The organism is Pseudomonas sp. PICF6 (genome assembly GCF_009831705.1).
Classification (GTDB): Bacteria; Pseudomonadota; Gammaproteobacteria; order Pseudomonadales; family Pseudomonadaceae; genus Aquipseudomonas; species Aquipseudomonas rhizophila.
Genome location: NZ_WUUD01000027.1, coordinates 68340 through 87806, shown reverse-complemented (window position 1 = coordinate 87806; position 19467 = coordinate 68340). Strand labels below are relative to the sequence as shown.

The following is a 19467-nucleotide window of genomic DNA, read 5'->3' as shown; positions in this document are numbered from 1 at the left end:
CGGCACCATCGTCAAGACCATCAGTGGCATTGCCGAACAGACCAACCTGCTGGCGCTCAACGCGGCCATCGAAGCCGCCCGGGCGGGTGAGCAGGGCCGGGGCTTTGCGGTGGTGGCCGATGAAGTGCGGCAACTGGCGTCGCGTACCAGTCAGGCCACTGATGAGATCGTCGGCGTGGTTCGCCAGAACCAGGACATGGCCCGCAACGCCGTGGCACTGATGACCGACGGCCAGCACCAGGCCGAACAGGGTCTGGCCCTGGCAGCGGAGGCGGGGACGGTGATCGTCGAGATTCAGGATGGTGCGAAGAAGGTGGTCGATGCCGTGAGCCAGTTTGCCAATCAGTTGTCGACTTGAGTTTGATGTTATCGTTTTTTACATATTAATTATTGTTATACGATAATTTCGCCGCTATGGTTTGCGCTTCCTTTGTTCTGTGGAGCCTTCCATGTCCTCGAATCGTCTCGCCCTGTACAGCCAGCGCATGGCTGTCATCACACTTGTCTTCATTATCACGATGATGGTCCTCAACGCCGGGGTCTGGCTGTTTCCTGACGTTGCTTCAGAATACGGTCTGGGCTTTGCCCTGACCGAGCGACAGCTGTCGAGCTTGTCAGCAGAGGCTATGCGCTTGACTGGCTGGCAGTGCCTTGGCGCAATGCTGTTGTCGAGCATACCGCTGCTGGCACTGGCGATCGGGCTGGGCCATTTGCGGCAGTTGTTCCAGCGATATGCCCAAGGCGAGTACTTTTCCAGCGAAGCAGCCGTTTGCCTGGGGAAGGTAGGTCGCGCTGTGGCGCTGTGGGTGCTGCTGGATTTCCTGTGTGAGCCGTTTCTCAGCCTGCTGGTGACGATCAATGCACCGGTCGGTCAGCGTCTGCTTACCCTCAGCGTTACCGCCCCGTCGTTTGTCGCGTTGTTTCTTGCAGCCTGCATTGCAATCATTGCCCGGATATTGTCCCGGGCCAGTGAAGTCGATTCAGAAAACCGGACTTTTGTTTGAGAGCCCTATGCCTATCGTTATTCAACTTGATGTGATGCTGGCGACGCGCAAGGTTAAATCCAAGGACCTTGCCGCCGCGATAGGCATTACGGAAGCCAACCTTTCCTTGTTGAAGCAAGGAAAGGTCAAGGGTATTCGCCTGGCTACCCTCGAAGCCATTTGCAGCCATCTGCAATGTCAGCCCGCCGATTTGCTGATTTACCAACCGCAGAGCGATCCCCCCAAGGCCTGACCCCTTGGGGGAGCGAGCCTGCCCGCGATGGGCGGCGACGCGACTTCGCAGACCGGTCGGATGGCCGCGACGCTCAATCCCCCAGCGCCTGCCCCTCACGCCGCGGGTCCGCTCCACCGGCCAGTGAGGTTTTGCCTTGGGCATCACGGACTCGGACGATTGCCTGGGTCCCGCTGGTCATGTCGATTTCGCTCACGGCATGGCCTTTGTTTTTCAACGCCTGGATCAGCGTCGGGCTGAACTGACCTTGTTCCAGTTCGGTTGGGCCGTTGCGGCTGCCGAAGTTGGGAAGATTGATGGCGGCTTGCGCGTCCAGGTCCCAGTCCAGCAGGCCGATCACTGACTTGGCGACGTATTCGATGATTTGGGAGCCTCCCGGTGAGCCAACAGCGGCCAGCAGTTCACCGCTCTGGCGATCGAAGATCAGGGTCGGCGCCATGGACGAGCGGGGGCGTTTGCCGGGTTCGACGCGGTTGGCGACCTTTTGCCCATTTTCTTCGGGTATGAACGAGAAGTCGGTCATCTGGTTGTTGAGCATGAAACCCCGGACCATCAGGTGTGAGCCGAACGCTGACTCCACCGTGGTGGTCATCGACACGGCGCCACCCTGGTCATCCACTGCCACCACTTGCGAGGTAGAGATGCGCAGGGGCGAACGGTCCGGGGCGTAGGCCACCTGGACGCCCGGTGGTGTGCCGGGTTTGGCGATGCCCATGCTGCGTGGACCGATCAGGCTCGCGCGGCTGGCCAGATAACCGGGATCGACCAGGCCTTTGACCGGTACGGGGACGAAGTCCGAGTCAGCGACATACAGGGCGCGGTCAGCGTAGGTCAGGCGTTCGGCTTCGGCGATCAGGTGCACTGCTTCGGGCGTCGGCTCAATGCCGGCGGGTTTATCGGTCTTGACGGGTTTCATGGGCGCGAGGGCCGTGCGGCGGTCGCGCTGTTCCAATGCCTGCAAGGTCCCGAGGATCTGCGCCACGGCGATCCCGCCCGAAGACGGGGGCGCCATGCCACAGACTTGCCAGCGCTTGTAGTCAGTACAAAGCGGCGCACGCTCCCGGGCGGCGTAGCCCTGGAGGTCATTCAATGACAGGCTGCCGGGGTTGGCATGCTTCTGCACCTTGGCGACGATTTCTTCGGCAATCGGCCCTTTGTACAAGGCGTCGGGACCTTCGCGGGCGATGCGCTTGAGCACGTCGGCCAAAGCGGGATTTTTCAGCAGGGTGCCGACCGCCTTCGGGCTGCCGTCGGCGTTCAGGAAATAGGCGGCCATGTCCGGCGACCCCGGCAAGGATGCGTCGGACGCAATCATCGAGTGCAACCTGGGCGAGATCGCAAAACCCTGTTCGGCCAATGCGATGGCTGGCTCGAACAGCGTGGCCCATTCAAGTCGGCCATGTTTGCGATGGGCCAGTTCCAGTGCCCGCAACACGCCCGGAGTGCCCACGGAACGGCCGCCTATCTGCGCGGCGGTAAACGGCATGGGTTTGCCATCTGCTTGCAGGAAAAGTCTCTCGGTGGCGCCGGCCGGTGCCGTTTCGCGACCGTCGTAAGTACGTACTGCCTTGCCGTCCCACAACACGATGAATGCACCGCCACCGATCCCGGAGGACTGCGGCTCCACGAGGGTCAGCACCGCCTGCATGGCAATCGCCGCGTCGATGGCCGAGCCGCCGCGCCGCAACATCTGCCGCCCGGCTTCGGCCGCCAGCGGGTTGGCCGCCGCGGCCATGTGCTTATCGGCGTGGCGAGTCTGCAAGTCGGTGCGATAGCCGGAGGCGATCTCCGGTGCGACGGGCAACGCTGGGGTTGTGGAGGAGGGCGGGGCCTTGCAGGCAACGAGTGCCAGGGCGACAGCCAGCAGCGAAACGGCTGACAGGCGATGAAGATTTGGTTTCATATCTGCAAGCATGTGTCGCTCCATCCGTGGGCCAGGGGATAGGGATCGACTGTAGCGATGCGAGGCGTCGGGCGCAAATCAGCGCGGACTTGAGGGATGGCTTTTATCGAGGCATAAAAAAACGGCTTATCTTTCGATAAGCCGTTTTTAGTACTTGGTGGTACACAGTCATTTGAACTACAGATTTATCCTATTGTATTTAAAGGTATTTTTGAATTCATTTTGTGTAAGGGATACATGTGGGGATACACCGCGCGGCTTGCTATGCCACCCCAGCAGCTCATTCCTTGCAAAAATTTAAAGAGAAGGGGCGGCTCCCGACGAATCACCTCCACCGCAGCGGTCTCCAAGTCCGCTGCTGTCGGGCTGATTTAGAAAGCCTTGGGTACAGCTGTATTGTTTGAAAGCTCTTCCTGCGGTAATGCTGGCTGTGACGATAATTTCTGACGGTCAGAGCGTCTTTGGACAAATGTCTTGACCTTGGCGCTGGTCTCATACGACCCTAGGCACAATGCCATCATGAACAGGGAACGTTGTATGCAGGTCTACACCAATCGTTTCTCAGCAAACGGCCTAGATGCCCAAGTGGTTGCGCTACGAGCCATCCACGGTTGGTTGCGCAAAACAACCAACGGCAAGTTCTCGATTCAGGAGATCTGCAGGGACAATGTTTTCCAAGGCGCTGGCCCGGAATACAGTTGGCTACGATGTGAGTGTTTTCAAATAGATGATCGTTCTACCTATGCTTGGCGCTTGAAGCATAGCGATTCAGTTGTACGTGGTCGGCAGTGGGTAATTGATATAGGACTGGTTGCACAATCCAATTCTTTTGATTTTACCTGCTCAGTTCACACGGATGATATGAGTACGCTAGTGCAGAGCCCAGTAACCGCAGCTAGGCCGAAGCTGATTAAGTTTGTTCTTGATAATCTAAAGGATTCGTCCTCAAGCGTTTCTCAGGAAACTCCAGGGGTGGCTCTAAAAGAAGTGGGCGGTTCCTTAGATAGTTATCGCGCATTTTTAAATGAGATTGAAAGCCCAGATCGCTCGTTTCCAATTTTGCTTATAAGTCCAAATAGAAATGGTAAATACAACGTTGAACTGAATAAACTTCAGGAGCAATTGTTCGGATTGGCGCAGGTGGTTAAGGTTTCGCCCGATTTTGATAGCTATGATATGGAAGAACACCTAGGGCGAAAGTGGTCAGCCTGGGATGGGGCAGTAAATTTAATACCGACTCGTAAACCGAATGGTTTCATCGGAAGTCGGCTGCTCAGAGCCGAGGATCTAGCTGAGTTTTCCGTTGGGCAGCCAATAAATTCTTATATTCTATCGCTGGTAACCCATCTGACAAATATCCCGTTGTCTCGCGGTAGAATTACGTTAGAAATGGTTACAAATCTTAAATTAAAACAGCGCTTGGCACAGCGAAAGACTCATCTAGCTCAAGTTCGCAGTCAATCAGAGCTTGAAGACGAGCTTGGTCTAGTGTGGGACGAGATCGAGGCTCAGAATGAGCGTATTCGTTTGCTAGAAAGTGATGTCGATTCTGCCCAGATCGAAGTAGAAAGCCTGACGTCGGATAAAGAAGAATTAGAAAGTCAGATTCGAACCCTCAAGTTTAAGGCTCGGCACGGCTCCTATTCTCAGCCGTCGGCGCGGTTGGATGAGTCTCAGGAATTGTTAGATCTTCTTGAATTTACTTGTAGGAGTGACAAGCCGACTCCGCGTGAATGCTTAGAAATTATAGAGACTATCTTCCCTGATCGATGCGAAATTCTCCCTTCTGCACTGGCAAGTGCCGACGAAGTGGAAGATTTTACGCAGACTCGTCGCCTTTTGGATATGCTAAGGAGGCTGATGACTTCCTATATCGAGGCGATAATCGATGGTGGGGATAGTAAAGCTATGGAGGTGTTCACCAATTCGGAGTACGCGGCAAACGAGTCTGAGACAGTGATGAATAGCCCTTCGCTAAAGCAAAGGCGAGTCTTTAGATACCGGGATGTCGATATCAATATGTTCAGGCATCTTAAAATTGGCAAGGCAGACGATACTCGCAAAACTCTCAGACTGCACTTTGCATGGCTTGCAGATGAGCGGAAAATCGTTATTGGGCATTGTGGTGAACATTTGCCAATAAAAAACCACTGACGTGGCAGGAAGCCGCACGCATCAAGGCCGCCCGACAACTGAGAGGAATTCTGCCGGCGGGAATCCGTCTAGGGCCTGTCTAGTATTGCCTGGTGCGCTAAGCATTTGTCTGCCCCGGTATTTCACCACCCAATCCGCCAGCGAGGGCGTGGATCAAACAATTACCTTGACGGCCACCTCCTGAATTCTTGACGAGGCTGGTGCTGGCCAAGCCGCGCCAATGTCCGCAAAGCGTTGCCCAGCATGGTTTTCAGCGCGACGGTGGGCAGTAGCGCGCTGCGAATCCGTCAAGACCTGTCTAAAATTTCGTCAAGGCCCCGTCAAGGGTGGTCAAGGATTATGGAGCGTTTGCCTGATTCGACCCTGGGCTACTAGTTCCGCAAGTGACTGTCGCGGCTCGTCCCTGTTTCTGGACGAGTTAGCTTCCGGCCGCCTACCCGATCTGGCCCCAGCTCTTGCTGGCTTTGGCCCATGGGCCGAGCGGGATGAACTGCGCTCTTTCCAGCCGTCCAGAGCCTGTCCAGAATCCTAGCGTGCGTCACTCCTGGCCCAGACTGCCGGCGACGGTCAGCTCGGAGATCCCCTGGCGAATGAATATCAGGTTCTCATCGAGAGTTTCGAGTGCGGCCCGCACATTGGCCGCGATGTCTGCAGATCCGCGCTGCTCCACCCAGTTGGAACGCTCCTCAACCGCGGCGCCCAGGGCGAGCTGGTTTTGATTCAGGCGGTCGAACAGGCTGGCGATCAGGTTGGTGTCCGTCATGGTGGCTCCCCGTGTTTCGAGGAAGCGTAGCATCGGCGCCGCGAATGTCTGAAATCACCTTTACATGGTTTGCGTCTGTCGGCGGCAAAGTGGCCTGGCGATGTGATACGGGATTTCCCCGCATTCAATGCGTGAGCCCCGCCCACAGGGGCTACAGCGTGCGTTCGGACGGCGCTTTCATCGAATCCGTCTCATGCCTGTCTCACATTCGCCAGCGATTCGGTAAAGGCCGGGTAAAAGTAGGCGGGCCGAAAGTGCCGTATCCGTCTGGGGTCTGTCAGGGGTATCGGCGTTCCCGGCTCGTCTGTTTGACGGCCTTGGCGCGCGAAAAGTCTCAGACGTCTGGCCTACGCGGCTTTCGTCTCATGCTTGTCTTACATTCCGTCAAAGTACTGTCAAAGTCAGGAAATTCGTGCGCCATGCTTAGCCCCATTTCAAGTCTTTCGCATTATGGGAAACTGCACCGGTCCACGGGCTCGGGGGGCGTTTCTGTAGCTCGGTGGCGATGCCATATTCAGTGAAGTGAGCAAAGTAAGCGAGATCAGTCAGCACTAGGCTGACCCTGATATCAGCGTCTTCTGAGTAGCCGCGCTTTTCAAGTTCGGGAAGCAATTCTGGCATCAGTTCGGGAATGAGCCGCTCCAGGCATTCGAGAAAGTGATGCTCTTTATCCATTTCCGTAATCGCAAATATGCTGTGGCCAGAAAATACATATCCGCCGCCAATAGGCGCATATGTGGTTCCATCGTTTACTTGAACGAATGAGTTGTACCTTTTCTTTCGTAGTGTTTTGCGCTGATCGGATGTCAGTGTCTCTTTCGATTGCATTCCTCGAAGCGCCCAATGCTCTATCGATTCAGGCCAATTCCTATGGACGACCTCCACAATGTCGGCGTCCTCAAAATCGTCGTGCGTGTACACATCGATCGCATAAAAATTGTCTGCGGTCACTCGTGCAAACAGAAGTGGGCCTGTCCTGGCCGTGTACCGTCCTTCTAACTCGGTGCCTAGATGTAGATGGTGTACTCCCCAGTCGCTGAGCAGTAGATCAGTTTTTTTAACCTTGCCTATGCGCTTGCTCAGGTGGGGGTTGAGATCCCTGCCCTCTATCACGCTTCGCTTGATCTGTTCCCACCCCTGCAAATGTTCGGCCGGGCAGTGAAAAGTGTCAGAAACAAGAATATTTCTCGGCGTCGCGGTTATGCGGCGTTGGGCCGCGTTGAAGTAGTGAACAGGAACGTCTTCAGTGATTGCTTTTGTGTCGAGATCCCATGCTGATTTCATGATCTCCTTGAGCGTTTCGTGCCAGTCCGCCTTGAAGTCCATGATCAATTTCATAACGGCGCCCTCCTATTTGCGCATATTGATCCTACGCGCCCGTCGGCTTTTGTGAAGGGCTTGCAAGCTCGTCGTGTCACGCCCGTGGATTTGTTCGGTATCTGGCCAGGGTTGCCAGTGGAAGCCACTGCAATTCCGTGGAAACCTAAGTGGAAACCTCCGTCGCCGACCATAACTTTTGATAACAGAGATGCGCGTGCGCCTCTCCGGGTCTTACGACTTGGTCGCGAAAGGTCAGCGTGGGCGGCGCGGTTCGCGCGCAATGGTGGTTGCGAACCAAGTGCGAACTTATCGTGCGAACCACCGGTGCGATCAACCTATTTAGGAGCTTTCCCGCTGGGAGCTCGCGAGTCTTCTACCTTGCGTCGGCACCATTCCTGGACCTCCGATTTCACCCAGGCGACTGAGTTTGGCCCGAGCTTTACCTGACTCGGAAACTGACCGGCCGCTACCAATCTGTAGATGGTCATTGTACTGAGCCCTACCATTTCCTTTACCTCTCGGAGGCGCATGAATTGAATGGGTTCGTCGGGGGTGTCGCTCATGACTTCACCTTTGACCGCATGATAGATCCGAGCCGAGCTCTGCGGCCGCTGCTGTGATTATTCATCGATTCTGCGCCGGTAGGGGAGCGTTGTCAGGGCCATGATCGATACCGACTTAACAGCATTGGCAGGCAAGAGCTCTGCCTGCGTACCGATCGTGCGTATTGAACTGCGTACCAGCGTTGGGAATCTCGCTCCCACAGGGATTTCGCGGGCCTTTGGGTGCGAGAGGATCGTGCGTGAAGGCTCATTCATGGGGTTGGTTTTCACAATCAGCGTTGAATGCGTCGGTGACCGGTGGGAGTGGTCACTACTGATGGTCACCGCGAATGGTCACTGGCTGGATGCGTGGCGCGAACTTGCCCTGTGGCTGATGCCGCGCGGACTAACTTTTGCTAACAAATGGTGGATACCAAAGTGGATACCGGCCGATCTGTTGCGCGGTACTTGAAGTCGGTTAGGAATGCCGCTATTGGTAATTTTCAACCCAAGCAGGAAGCGACGCATGCCCACAGAAACAATAGACCTTGTTGAAGCTCGGAAAATGGCTGACGAGATTCGCCGTTTACACGATCAGTTGGAGACACTCATGCGGGAGGGAGGCGTTGGAAAGTCCTTCTCCCCAAATGAGACTGCCACCCTTCAATCTCGGCTGAAGTCGATCAAGGAAGAAATAAAAACCGCTGCTAAGCACGGAACCATGTCCCGGCGAAAACAAGCACAAACCCGTTTGGAAGAAATGTATTTTGGGCCCGGGCTCCGTTCCGCGTCGGCTAACTTCAGGCTCGCCGTGAATGCGAATCCAACGAGTGATAAATGGGTTCGCGAGCTATACGACCCGGCTGGGGATCTCTCGTATACGCTTCACAACCTCGAGGCTCATATCCTCGAAGAGCAGCAGTCCGGAACCTGACATTGGATCGGGGACGGAGCCTGGCGAGTTGTTGACAAATGTTGACATCAGGCCAGCCTGGCGCCGGTGACAACGCCCGCAGCCTGTTAGTAAATGTTAGTCCCTTGAGAGGTTTGCCCAAATGGTAGGACTAGTTTCAGGCTCTCCATCTACGACTATCATTGCGCTTTCAAGTGGGCGGCCTGAATCGTCGACAAACCCAAGTTTCTCTTGATCGCCAGGAGCCGCACGATGGGACTTTTTTTCGAACCATATCAAGCTGACCGCTGCTGCCTATGTGGCTCCCCGGAATCTCTCACGGGAGAACACATGGTAAAAGCTTCTGCGTTACGAAAGATCTTTGGGAGAGAGCCTATGGTCATCGGCAGTTTTGATGGCAAAAGCGTTCCCCGTGACGCGCAAGGTCCGAAGTCCCAGGCCTTTCATTTCTCGGCTCGCATATGTGCGTCATGTAATAGCTCTCAAACCCAAGCTCCTGATCGTGAGTTTGACCGGTTTAGTGCCTTGGTATCCGAGCTGGCATCGCAAGGTAAGTCTCCGGAATCAGTATTCAACCTACCGCAATATGAACTGTCGTCCACGGCGTACCTAAACGTATTCCGCTACTTCGCCAAACTCCTCTGTTGCCACGTCGCGGAGTCGGGTGGCCCGCGGGCATTAGCTGTAAGCGAATTCGCCTTGGGCCGGGCGGGTAGGAACACCGTATGTTTGTATATCGATGCAGATCCAACATATGAAACTTTTTACGAGCAGTTCGGTGAGCATAAATTTGCTGGGCACGGAGGGCTCATCGTGCCAGTAGATTCAAAAACACAGCTCCCCACCAGCTTTCGAAGTTCGCTCACGCTAGGTGCGGTTCGCTATATATTCTGGGTCAGGTTTGGCGCGCTGACTGGATTAGCACTTCAAGTGTTTCACCGACCGTTCTTCCAAAAGTGCGAGGCGGCATATCGTGAAGCGCTAAGAAATCCACTGTCAGATGATGAGCGGCGTCGCCTAGGTATCTAATAGTGCTGATCGGATACTCCTTTGATGGATGGTAACCGGTAGAGGCGGTTTCATTTGGTAATTGGCGGGTGATCTGGTCCACGCCGAAAACTTGTCAAAACTTGACATAGGGGCAGCGTGGAACTTGACAAAGCCTGAGACCAAGCGCGTAACCGAATTCCGTATAGATCATGCCACCAGAACTTCCTCAACAACGGGAAGCGAGGCTTTGAATTGCTTCCCGTTTGAGATTTTTTGAAATCCCAAAGGTGTCGACATGAGCGCACTTCCAAAATAATTTTCTGGAATTGGCCCTGGGTTCCACAATTGATGCTTCTCTACTTCAGCTACAAGATCTGCAAATTGCTGGTCACTCTCGAATTCCACTATCAAAACCTCAAAGCCCATTGTTGAGATCTCTGCAATGAGCCCGGGCGGCAAGTCCGTGCCTGGTTCAATGTAAGCCGCCACCATACGCCCGCCCAAGCGGTCATTAATCCGCTTCTGTCGTTCATACCCAGCATCGTATTGTGGGCCAGGCGCATCGCTAGAAAGGGAGAATCCCCCGTCATCGGATAATTCGATTTTCCAGGCCATGGGTGGGTTCTCGCTGAACCTTCCGACAATAGTTCGGGCCGGGCGAAATGACTCTGCAATTTCCTGTTGGAAGGATTGGAGCATTTCAAAGAAGAAAATTGCTATCTGTAAAGCCTCTCCGATCTCTGCGTGGGAGACAATGACTGGCTGGCCTCCGTTTCTTCGCCTTACTCGCAACCCTTCAGGAACGAGAGTGTAGTCGGCATGCGCTATGGCATTTCTGATGTCGTCCCGAAAGGTGGTCTCTAACAACCTCGCCAGGCTGCTCATCCCTATTTCAGTCGCAACCCGTGCTAGGTGCCGAAACATCGCGTTAGCGTTTGGGCCGATTATAGCTCTGGGTTCAGGACGCACTCGGACGAGTTTTTGAAACGGCCAGAGGTTGTAAGCCTTCAACTGAGGGATCTGCATGGTGTTCAACAACCCCTCGTACACACCACCTGCCTCGGCAAGATGCGCGTATAGGCATAGCACTTGGCGAAGCTCGGCCCGAGTCAATGGCTCCCCCTTTGACCCGAGGACTTTCAGCTCATGGAAAACCTCGTGGGCAGTGGCGACAGTACTCCAGCCAGCATCCTGCATTCCTCGGAACTCGCCGAAAAGACCTGCGGCGGTGTCGATTTCATTGATTTTGCGCACATAGGCAAACAAATAGGTGAGCTGGGTGTTCAGCTCTCGAAGATAGGCTTGAGCTTCCATGTTTTGCCTCTGAATGCATGTGGTTGCTAACGGATTACGATTAAGCAGAGTGGTTACTTTTGGTGGTTACCCGAGTGGTTACCGGCGAAGCTGCGAAACAGACGATTTGGTCTGAGTGAGACCATATCGTCTGTCTCAAAGCGTGACAGAGCCGCCCGAAGGCGGCCCTGTCTTTTCGCTACAGCGTGGTGGGGAGAATGTCTAAAACACCGTCACCGCTGGTTGATATACGGTAGCTTTTTGCCTTTCCGCCGGTGACCGTTGTTTCTCGCTCTTGCCTCTCGGCACCCATCCCGCAGATGCCGCTTCCCTGGTATGCCGCACCGACAACAACAGAGCCTGCCGGGACGTGGAGGACAACCCTTTCCCCAGGCTTGAGTAATGCGGCCACTTTTCCGTCTACAAAAAGGCCCACCGAGCAAAGGCTTCCCGTATGGCCCGAGTCTCGAGTCACCGCTATCGTGCCGGTGCCTGGTGCTTCTTTCTGGTAGGCAAGAACCCTTTCGGCCGGCACCACAACAGAACTTTTGATGGGTACCGGGGAGGTGGCGCAGCCCATCAATAGGGCAGCAAATAGTGCTGTAGTAGCTATCCCGCGCATACGTTGTCCTCCGTTGAAAAAGGCAATCTACCATCGTCGCTACATTTGGTCTTCAGCGTAGATTCCAGCACTGATGATCGCCCCGCCGACCCGGCGCTTGCCGTAGCACAGGGGGACCGGGTTCCCGGAGGCTGTGACATCGCCGAGGAGTTCTGCCCAGGCCATGGCTGTGTGCTGCGCGAATACGGCCGTCACGCGGGCCACAAGGATGTGAGTCGAGGGCGAGGCGATCAGCGTCAGCGACAGGGCCAGCAGGGCAAGGATGTATTGAGCGTCACGAAGCTCCTCCACGACATCGGTGTAGCGTTGGACTGCTTCAGTCATGCCGCACCTCCGGCCGCGGCCAAGTGGCTGTTGAGCAGTTCAAGGATTCGATGCGCGTCCGGTTGATGGCTTTCGGCGAGGTAGATGCCCAGGCTCGCCAACCCTGGCGCGTTTTGACCACCACCATGTTTATGATCGTCGCGAATTGCGGTCATGAGTGCGAACATCCAGTCGGCGAATTCACTGGCGCAATCCAGCTGGAAAACGGCCTCGTCGGCGATCTGTTTGTATCCAGGGGCTGTATGTTCGGCGTTCATCTGGCACCCCCTTCGCCCATTTCGGCGCGGTTACCCACCACGCCGTGCGAGGCGCCCAAGTAGCGATGGCGCCAGCAGAAATTGCCGCTGAAAATCCGGATCTGCTCAAGGTGGCGAGCGACATCGCTAGCCGGCCCGCTCTCCTGCTGACACAGCAGCGGCTCGATCAGCGGCAGCAGAATCCGCTCAAGCTTGTTGAATTCCTCACGGGCGAAATTCATGGAGCACATGTCCCGAGCATCAATGACAGCCTCGCCTAGGACTTGCCCATCGATTGGATCGGCGCCGACGATTTGCAGCTCGCGGTTCATTGCGCACCCCCGGCGTTTTCCAATTTGCGGGCGATTTCGGAGTGATGGTTGTAACGCTTCAAGCGCACGGAAAGGGAGGAGTTTGCCCGGAGGGCGCTCAGGGCCATGCGGCGGTGGGCCAAAGCGCGGATTGCGTTAGGGAACAGGGCGGTCATACGTCACCCCCTTTGAGCCAGAAGCGACGGTAGACGTCATAGGTCGCGTCATTCAGGCCAGGGGCAAAGCGGTTGGCCAAAATCCTGGCTACCTCTATCTCAATAGCGGTGGTGATGCGACTGAGCTCTGGCTGGCTCGAATAACGGAGCAGGGTTTTGAGCAGCTCGACGCAGTAGGCTTTTTGAAGCTCTACAGAGAGCACAGACGGATTGAGGGCGTGTTGCATGGATGGAGCTCCCGAATCATGAGAGCCACCACGGCCTGCCGCCAAGCAGAGAAGGGTGGCGAGTTGCACAGGATTGGCGGACCGGAGATTCAGGAACCCGGCGCACCCGAGGGTGCTCCTGCGCAACCCGCCATAAAACGAGATCGCGGGCACAAAAAAAGCGCCTGCAATCGTAATGGGGGCGCTGTTGCGCCTGAAATCGTTCGACCCGCCAAGGTCGGTCACTGAATTTGCAGTGACGTGTAGACCATACCGGCGGGCGTGACTGCTGGCAAGAAGACTTATCGACCGTTCATCGTTGAACATGAGAGTGGCTGTCATGCGGCGTCACTCCGGAGGTGCTTGGCCGTCAGGCTTTGGACGTAGCGGAGTAGGGACGCTTTCCGGGCCGCGAAGTCTTTGCCCTGACCGATCAGCAACACGTCGCGGATCTCGATCAGCGTGACCAACAACAACTCATGCGCATTGAGTTCATCGCGATTGCGGCCGGCAAACTGACCAGTGATTACCTGGTTGATTAGCTTGGCTTCGTTGATGAAGTGGTGGCGCTGGGGAGCCGTGCCGCGCTCCTCGTGGGCGATCGCCAGCGCTTCACACAAGCCGCGGTAGCCGATAGCCGATTGGTGACGGGCCTGCTGCCAGTCCTGGCTCCCGTGAATGAGCGCCTCGATCTGCATGTCACACCAGACAGAAAATTTGGCATCGCACCAACGGGCAAACGTTACGGCCAGTTTTGGATGAAGCCAGGTGCCCCCAGCGTTACCGCGGCGGGATTTCAAATACCCGGATTTCCGGGTATTCACGATTTTGGATGGCCCCGCTGTGGGATGCTGAATCTCATCCAGTGCGCGGATGTACTCGAGTGTCTCGGCATTATCGAGCCAATGGTCCAGTCGCTTGCCGAAGCGTTCGGCGATCACTGTGGCGTGGAGCCAACCCTCGGCATTGAAGCTGACGGCCTGGCCCTGGTAGTCGAAGGGGATGATGCGGGCGCTCATGCCTTCACCTCCGCTGGTGGGTTGGTGCTGAGGTAGTAGAGCGCCATGCCTTGGTGAGTGCGGCCTTGATCGTCGGTCAAGGTAAGGCGATGGGTCAGGATGTTATGGCCCAAGCTGCGCAGTTCATTGATGCGGGCACCAGGGCGGACGATGTTCAGTTCGCGGATAGCGGTGAAGGTGTCAATCGGGCCAGCGTGCAGGCGCTCCAAAAGGCGAGCGCGTTGTGCCGTTCCGCTGGTATTCTCGACGCGAGTATTTTCGTGGCTGGCCTGTTGGTCGGCCTTTTTTTTGTTCATTAGGCGGCCACCTCGCGCAGGGCGATGCGCTGGCGCACCCAAGCCTGGACCTCGGCCAGCACGAAGCCCACCGGCGAACCACGCGACTTGCTGTTGCTCAGCGGCACTGGGCGGGGGAAAGTCGGATCGTCTTTGAGGCGCTTGTAGACAGTGGGGCGAGCGAGGCCGGTGATTGCTTCCAGATCCGGCATGCGGATCAAGGTGATCGCCGGGTCGAAGTTCTGTGCCGATGCGGCAGATGGCTGAAGTGGGGCGTGGATAGTGTGCATTTTGCGTTTCCCGATACTGATCTAGACGGGAAACAGGATGATTGCGCGACGGTGCTCTCAACAGACCAGCATGCGCGGAGACTGTACCGTTAGCGCGTATACCGTACTGTATGCGCGCAGATGGTAGTCAGTCAGGTCTTTGAACGCACGTGCGCCGTGATCCACCCATAAAGCGTTCTCTCGGTAACTCCGTATTCTCTGTGTTTATTCCGAGCGAAGGCTGTGCGGCTGCTGAAGTTTGACCCGGTATTATCCCAACACAGCAGAGCTGCTGACCTGCTCTCGCTTGTTTCTTTATGTCGAGCATTGGCTGCGAGACGGGCTGCGAGCGAAACCTTTTTCCTCACCAGATCCTCTACCTGCTCGGGGATTCTTTTTTCATTGTCGCGCAAGAAAAACTCGATTCTTTTGCGCATTTCGTGTTCGTCCTGATGCTGCTCTGCTCTACAAATAACCTCCATGATGTCTACCGCGTTGTTGGCAATGGAGCGAAGGCACACCATAGGTAGGTCTGCTTTCAGGACGGGTGGACACCACTCATCGTCCTGGTATGAAAGGATCGCTTCCCCAATGAGCACCAATGCTAAAACTGCGAAGTATTCATAGGGTTTTGCGTCAGGGAAATTCTCATCATCAAGGTCGAATCCTTTTAAACTATCCTCCAGAGCCTCTAGGCGGGTAGTGTTCTCTTCATTCGGAAAATCGAACTCATCAGAAATGATGTCAGGGTTTTGATCGACCAGCGTTCCCAATCCATATTCCGTCCGGTCCTCCTCGGGGAGATGACGGAGTATCGAGCCATTGGTTTTCACTTGGTGGGTGATCCAAGATTCTTTCTCTTTGTCAAAATATTCGTTGGTGAGCCACTCGATAGTTGAGGCGGCTACTCTGATCTCATGTTCTGATCGGTTCGCAAGTACCAGCCTGGCGCGTGCTTGCATAACGGGCAACCGCCATATTGGCTTGAACGGAGCCTCGTCGGTAAAGGCATCAAACTCTATATCCGTTTCCATGATCAACCCCTATCCCGTCACCCTGTAATGAGAAGCCGGCTGGCCGTATGGGGGCTTCTCTCCCCGTGCGGCTAAGCGGGCCAACATATTGTGTATGTCTGATCACCTGCAATTGAACATCGTTAGATTTCAGTCTATATGTGTCTACGGGTACCTTGGAAGGCCCTGCTCAGGCCCTTTGCCCGAAGTTGCCTTGCACTATTACGCCGCCCGCAAGGCCATCAAGGTAGTTCGCATACCATTGCATCATCACTTTGCGCTGCGGCAGGTACTGGGTCTTGTTGTAGACGCCAGCAACACCAGGCTTCTTGTGCGATAGCTGGGCCTCGACGTGGTTCTCGTCGAACCCGTTCTCATTGAGCACCGTCGACGCGATGTGTCGAAACCCGTGCCCGGTCTGGCGGCCCTCGTATCCCATCCGGCGTAGTGCCATCAGAAACACGGTGTCGCTACGGGGTTTAGTGCGGTCACTGCGCCCAGGAAAGAGCAGGGGATTACCACCTGTGTACAGCCGCAATTCCTCAAGGGCTTCGATCGCTTGAGTGGAGAGGGGCACCAGGTGTTCCAGCCCTTTTTTCCGGCCCTTGCGATCAACCGGCACCGTCCAGATTTTCTTATCGAAGTCGAACTCTGACCATTGGGCCTCGCGCAGCTCACTTGGGCGCACGGCGAACAGGCTCAGTAGGCGCAGGCCGAGGCGAACGTCGTGGGCGTGAGGATATGCCGCGATGGCGCGGATCAGGCCGGGGAGTTCTTCCTGGGGGACATGGGCATAGTTCTCTGCCTTTCCTGACTTGAGATATTTTTGCAGGCCTTCCAGCGGATTGTGCGTCGCCCGGCCGGTAACCCTGGCCAAGTCGTACACGTCGCGGCAGTAGGAGCGCACCCGGCTCATCTGCTCGAGGATTCCCTGCTGCTCCATGCTGCGGAGGAACTCCATCCACTCAAGTGGCGTGATGTCGGCGAACTGGCGCTTGCCGAAAACAGGGAAAACATGACGCTCCAGGGCGCCGATGATCCGCTTTGCCGTGCCTGCGTCCCAGTTGGCCAGGCGTGACGCGTACCACTCCCTCGCCAACGGCTCGAATGTCTCGCCAGCGGTGTCCCGCTCAGCCTTCTTGCGCGCCTGCTTTGTGACGATCGGGTTTTTGCCATCGGCGGCATCGTTTCGTAATTCTGCTGCTTTCTGCCTGGCCATTGACCCGCTGACTTCGGGGTAACCACCAAGACCAAGCCAGGACCATTTGCCGTCGGGTTTCTTGTAGCGGTACTGCCACGACTTTTGGCCATCGGGCTTCACACGAAAATAAAGGCCGCTCCCATCCTGCTCGCGATACTCCTTGGCATCAGGCTCCAAGCCGGCCAGTGCGGTATCGGAAAGGGGGCGGCGCTTTATCTCGGATCGCTTCATTTGGGCTTGTATCCCCTCGGTTCAATTATTTGTCGAGGATACACAGCGGGATACACGAAGGGAAGGTATAGGGGGATACAGAGGTAGATAGCCAGAAACAAGAAAGCCCGCACTAGGCGGGCTTCTTGAGGTTGTTTAGAGACTCGTGGAGACATCTGTAAACAGGTACTTGGTGGCTACACAGGGACTTGAACCCCGGACCCCAGCATTATGAATGCTATGCTCTAACCAACTGAGCTATGTAGCCAAGTGGCGCGCATTATTCGCCGGTAACGAAGATGTGTCAAGCGTAAATCTGAAATATTTCTCAGCGCTTTCAACCGCTTATCAATCCTCGCTGCAAATACCCGTCAACCGAGTTGAAATCTCCCTGTGTTGGCGCTCAGGGCCTGGCTGCCCTGGCTCAAAGTATCCGCCGCGAGGTTCACGGCGCGTGCCCCTTCAAGCAGTCGCATGGCCGCCTGGTCGACCTGCTGGATATTGCCGCTGACCTCGTCGGCGGTGCTGGCTTGTTCGTCCACCGCGGTGGCGATTTGCGCCAGGGTATCGGTGACGCTCTGCACAGCGCTGGCAATTTCTCCCAGGCGTTCGCCAAGGCCGGTAACGGCTTGCGCGTCGGTCTGGGCCTGGCCGCATGCGGCTTCCATCAGGCTGACCGCTTCGTTGACCGTAGCGCGCAGGCTGTCGACGGTGCCAGCAATCTGTTGGGTGGAGGACTGGGTGCGTTGCGACAGGCTGCGTACCTCATCGGCCACCACCGCGAAACCACGGCCCTGTTCCCCAGCGCGAGCGGCTTCGATGGCGGCATTGAGGGCCAGCAGGTTGGTCTGCTCGGCCACGCCGCGGATGGTGTCGACCACCATCTGGATCTGTTGCCCCTGTTCGCTGACCCGGCCCAATGCGGCGGCGGTTTCGTTGAGGCGCTGGTTGAGTTGCTGGATGCTCGCCGTAGTGCGTTGACTGTCGCGGCTGCTGTCGGCGGCGATACGCCGGGTCTGCTGGGCGCTGTCGGAGGCCTGCTCACAGCTTCTGGCGACCCCTTGAGAGGTGGCGGCCAGTTGCGTGGCGGCCGCTGCGATCTGGCTGATCTGCATCTGTTGGGCTTCGACTTCGCCCAGGGCGCCGCTGGAGTGCGTGTTGAGGGTGCGAACGGCATTGCTCAACTGCAACGTTTCGTGGTCCACACCCAACAGGCTGTTGCGCAACTGCACCACTGCAACGTTGAGAGCGGTACTGATGGCCGCCAGTTCGTCGCGTCCTTGCACCGGCACTTGCAGACTGAGGTTGCCGTCACGCAGGGCTTCGGCCAGTAATGTGATGCCACTGGCGCTGCGGCGGATGGACGCTTGCAGGCAGACGAAGAGGTAAAGCGCGGCCAACAGCAGACAACCCAGCACCGTGGCCACCAGGGTGAATTGGCGGATGGCCGAGGAGTGGTAGTGGTCCAGTCGCGCATCCAGAGCCATCAGAGACTGCTGGCGCAAGGTCGCCAAGTCCGCCAGGAGCGCATCCATGTGTTTCTCGAATTCTTCCGGCTTGAGGCTGATGGAGCCGGCGAAGACCCCTTCATCCAGGACTTTCAGGCCGGAATCCAGATGCTTGAGGCTGTCCTGGAATTGTCCGGCCCAGGCTTGCAGTTCGTTCGGCAGGCGCGCTTGCAGTACTCCACCGGTTTTGACCAGTTGATCCCGGGCATCGCCGATCCGGCTGCGCAGGTCGCGCAATTGCAGGCGGCTTTGCAGGGTGAACTGACCCGACACAACGGAGGCCTGGCCAACGCTGGCCAGGCGACCGACCCGCTCGATCAGGTCCGGTGTCTGCTGGGTCGAGATCTGGATCAGCAGGTAGGTTTCCAGCCAGGAGGCGAGGGTCAGGCGATTGTCCATGACGATCTGCTCGCGCAAGGCTTGCAGGGCACTCAAGGCCGCAGTGAAGCGGTCATAGCCGTCCGGCCACCAACCGACGGTGCCCAGGCTTTTCGAATCAAGACCATTGAGACTGGTTTGCAGCGTTTGGAAGCGAGCCAGGGTGTCGGCTTCGGCACCTTCGGTTTGCAAGGTGCTGCCCAGATCATTGGCGGCCTGGTTGAGGGCCGGCTGCACGGCATCGAAAGCCGCCATCGCGGCAAGCGTTGCGGGTGTTGCCTGGCGATTGGTTTCCGTGGCTCGCCAACGGGCCGCGCGGTTGCGCTGGGCGGCGAGCAGGTTGTCCAGGTTATCCAGGGCCAGCAACTGGCGAACCCCGGCGCGCTCTTCGGAAATCAGGCTGAGTTTGTCGCGATAGTCCTGGCCGATGATCCACAGGCTGCCCATGAGTGGCAGGATGAAAAGCAGGAACAGCAACTGAAATTTGCGGGCAAAGCCGAAACGCCCCAGCAACCTGATTCCCGGTGATAGAAAAGCCTGCATGCCCATACTCCCCTGAACACCTTTGCACTATTTTTGTGCGTTTCGACACAGTGCCGAAACAG

Annotated in this window: 22 protein-coding genes, 1 tRNA gene and 1 pseudogene; 7 read left to right on the top strand and 17 right to left on the bottom strand. The window is 56.6% G+C overall.

Annotated elements, in window-relative coordinates:
- From GSM73_RS27585 to GSM73_RS19245, 3 genes are all read left to right on the top strand, one after another.
- A partial coding sequence (locus tag GSM73_RS27585; protein WP_256676981.1) for a methyl-accepting chemotaxis protein occupies nt 1–358 on the top strand: 358 nt, incomplete at its 5' end.
- A gap of 91 nt (nt 359–449) precedes the next feature.
- Nucleotides 450–1004 (top strand): DUF2975 domain-containing protein, encoded by a 555-nt coding sequence (locus tag GSM73_RS19250; protein WP_076386328.1) that lies wholly within the window; start codon nt 450–452, stop codon nt 1002–1004.
- Nucleotides 1005–1011: 7 nt separating this feature from the next.
- Nucleotides 1012–1236 carry a helix-turn-helix transcriptional regulator gene (locus GSM73_RS19245; protein WP_047229383.1) on the top strand — a complete coding sequence of 75 codons (225 nt, stop codon included), beginning with the start codon at nt 1012–1014 and terminating at the stop codon, nt 1234–1236.
- A gap of 73 nt (nt 1237–1309) precedes the next feature.
- On the opposite strand, the gene ggt is transcribed toward GSM73_RS19245, so the two are convergent.
- Nucleotides 1310–3151 carry a gamma-glutamyltransferase gene (ggt, locus tag GSM73_RS19240; RefSeq protein WP_160893572.1) on the bottom strand — a complete coding sequence of 614 codons (1842 nt, stop codon included), beginning with the start codon at nt 3149–3151 and terminating at the stop codon, nt 1310–1312.
- A 525-nt stretch (nt 3152–3676) separates the two neighbouring features.
- Between ggt and GSM73_RS19235 the strand changes: the two genes are divergently transcribed.
- Nucleotides 3677–5293: a hypothetical protein gene (locus GSM73_RS19235; protein WP_160893570.1), complete on the top strand. Its 1617-nt coding sequence runs from the start codon at nt 3677–3679 to the stop codon at nt 5291–5293.
- Nucleotides 5294–5831: 538 nt separating this feature from the next.
- On the opposite strand, the gene GSM73_RS19230 is transcribed toward GSM73_RS19235, so the two are convergent.
- The 3 genes from GSM73_RS19230 to GSM73_RS19220 form a co-directional block, all read right to left on the bottom strand.
- On the bottom strand, nt 5832–6056 hold the full coding sequence (locus tag GSM73_RS19230; protein ID WP_160893568.1) for a hypothetical protein: 225 nt from the start codon (nt 6054–6056) through the stop codon (nt 5832–5834).
- A gap of 423 nt (nt 6057–6479) precedes the next feature.
- Nucleotides 6480–7394 (bottom strand): hypothetical protein, encoded by a 915-nt coding sequence (locus tag GSM73_RS19225; RefSeq protein WP_160893566.1) that lies wholly within the window; start codon nt 7392–7394, stop codon nt 6480–6482.
- A gap of 317 nt (nt 7395–7711) precedes the next feature.
- Nucleotides 7712–7906: an AlpA family transcriptional regulator gene (locus GSM73_RS19220; protein WP_256676983.1), complete on the bottom strand. Its 195-nt coding sequence runs from the start codon at nt 7904–7906 to the stop codon at nt 7712–7714.
- Nucleotides 7907–8039: 133 nt separating this feature from the next.
- Here GSM73_RS19220 and GSM73_RS19215 point away from each other — a divergent pair, with 133 nt between their 5' ends.
- The 3 genes from GSM73_RS19215 (at nt 8040) to GSM73_RS19205 (ending at nt 9860) form a co-directional block, all read left to right on the top strand.
- The gene (locus GSM73_RS19215; RefSeq protein ID WP_160893562.1) at nt 8040–8390 is read left to right on the top strand and encodes a hypothetical protein; all 351 of its coding nucleotides are present in this window, start codon (nt 8040–8042) and stop codon (nt 8388–8390) included.
- Between the two features lie 54 nt (nt 8391–8444).
- On the top strand, nt 8445–8852 hold the full coding sequence (locus GSM73_RS19210) for a hypothetical protein (RefSeq protein ID WP_160893560.1): 408 nt from the start codon (nt 8445–8447) through the stop codon (nt 8850–8852).
- Between the two features lie 309 nt (nt 8853–9161).
- The gene (locus GSM73_RS19205; RefSeq protein WP_160893558.1) at nt 9162–9860 is read left to right on the top strand and encodes a hypothetical protein; all 699 of its coding nucleotides are present in this window, start codon (nt 9162–9164) and stop codon (nt 9858–9860) included.
- 168 nt (nt 9861–10028) lie between these two features.
- Here the strand turns inward: GSM73_RS19205 and GSM73_RS19200 are convergent, their stop codons facing one another.
- From GSM73_RS19200 to GSM73_RS19145, 13 genes and pseudogenes are all read right to left on the bottom strand, one after another.
- A complete protein-coding gene (locus GSM73_RS19200) occupies nt 10029–11135 on the bottom strand; it encodes a hypothetical protein (RefSeq protein ID WP_160893556.1) in 1107 nt (368 codons plus the stop codon).
- Between the two features lie 640 nt (nt 11136–11775).
- A pseudogene (locus GSM73_RS26460) lies at nt 11776–11877 on the bottom strand (tail assembly protein); the annotation flags it as partial.
- A 179-nt stretch (nt 11878–12056) separates the two neighbouring features.
- Entirely contained in the window at nt 12057–12317 is a 261-nt protein-coding gene (locus GSM73_RS19190; protein WP_139644769.1) for a hypothetical protein, read from the bottom strand.
- Complete coding sequence (locus GSM73_RS19185) at nt 12314–12628, bottom strand: hypothetical protein (protein ID WP_160893552.1); 315 nt, start codon at nt 12626–12628, stop codon at nt 12314–12316. The genes GSM73_RS19190 and GSM73_RS19185 overlap by 4 nt, the downstream gene beginning before the upstream one ends.
- Nucleotides 12625–12783: a hypothetical protein gene (locus GSM73_RS26555; RefSeq protein WP_218575775.1), complete on the bottom strand. Its 159-nt coding sequence runs from the start codon at nt 12781–12783 to the stop codon at nt 12625–12627. Before GSM73_RS26555 ends, GSM73_RS19185 begins: the two co-directional genes overlap by 4 nt.
- Nucleotides 12780–13331, bottom strand: a complete 552-nt coding sequence (locus tag GSM73_RS19180) for a hypothetical protein (RefSeq protein ID WP_160893550.1) — start codon at nt 13329–13331, stop codon at nt 12780–12782. Before GSM73_RS19180 ends, GSM73_RS26555 begins: the two co-directional genes overlap by 4 nt.
- Nucleotides 13328–14008 carry a KilA-N domain-containing protein gene (locus GSM73_RS19175; protein WP_160893548.1) on the bottom strand — a complete coding sequence of 227 codons (681 nt, stop codon included), beginning with the start codon at nt 14006–14008 and terminating at the stop codon, nt 13328–13330. Before GSM73_RS19175 ends, GSM73_RS19180 begins: the two co-directional genes overlap by 4 nt.
- Nucleotides 14005–14304, bottom strand: coding sequence for a helix-turn-helix domain-containing protein (locus GSM73_RS19170; RefSeq protein ID WP_160893546.1), 300 nt, complete (start codon nt 14302–14304; stop codon nt 14005–14007). Before GSM73_RS19170 ends, GSM73_RS19175 begins: the two co-directional genes overlap by 4 nt.
- Nucleotides 14304–14573, bottom strand: a complete 270-nt coding sequence (locus GSM73_RS19165) for an AlpA family transcriptional regulator (protein WP_160893544.1) — start codon at nt 14571–14573, stop codon at nt 14304–14306. The genes GSM73_RS19170 and GSM73_RS19165 overlap by 1 nt, the downstream gene beginning before the upstream one ends.
- Nucleotides 14574–14704: 131 nt before the next feature.
- The gene (locus tag GSM73_RS19160) at nt 14705–15586 is read right to left on the bottom strand and encodes a hypothetical protein (protein WP_160893542.1); all 882 of its coding nucleotides are present in this window, start codon (nt 15584–15586) and stop codon (nt 14705–14707) included.
- 169 nt (nt 15587–15755) lie between these two features.
- Nucleotides 15756–16997, bottom strand: coding sequence for a tyrosine-type recombinase/integrase (locus tag GSM73_RS19155; protein ID WP_160893540.1), 1242 nt, complete (start codon nt 16995–16997; stop codon nt 15756–15758).
- 170 nt (nt 16998–17167) lie between these two features.
- Nucleotides 17168–17244: transfer RNA gene (locus GSM73_RS19150), tRNA-Met, on the bottom strand.
- A 103-nt stretch (nt 17245–17347) separates the two neighbouring features.
- Nucleotides 17348–19405: a methyl-accepting chemotaxis protein gene (locus GSM73_RS19145; RefSeq protein WP_047229445.1), complete on the bottom strand. Its 2058-nt coding sequence runs from the start codon at nt 19403–19405 to the stop codon at nt 17348–17350.
- Between the last annotated feature and the right edge of the window lie 62 nt (nt 19406–19467).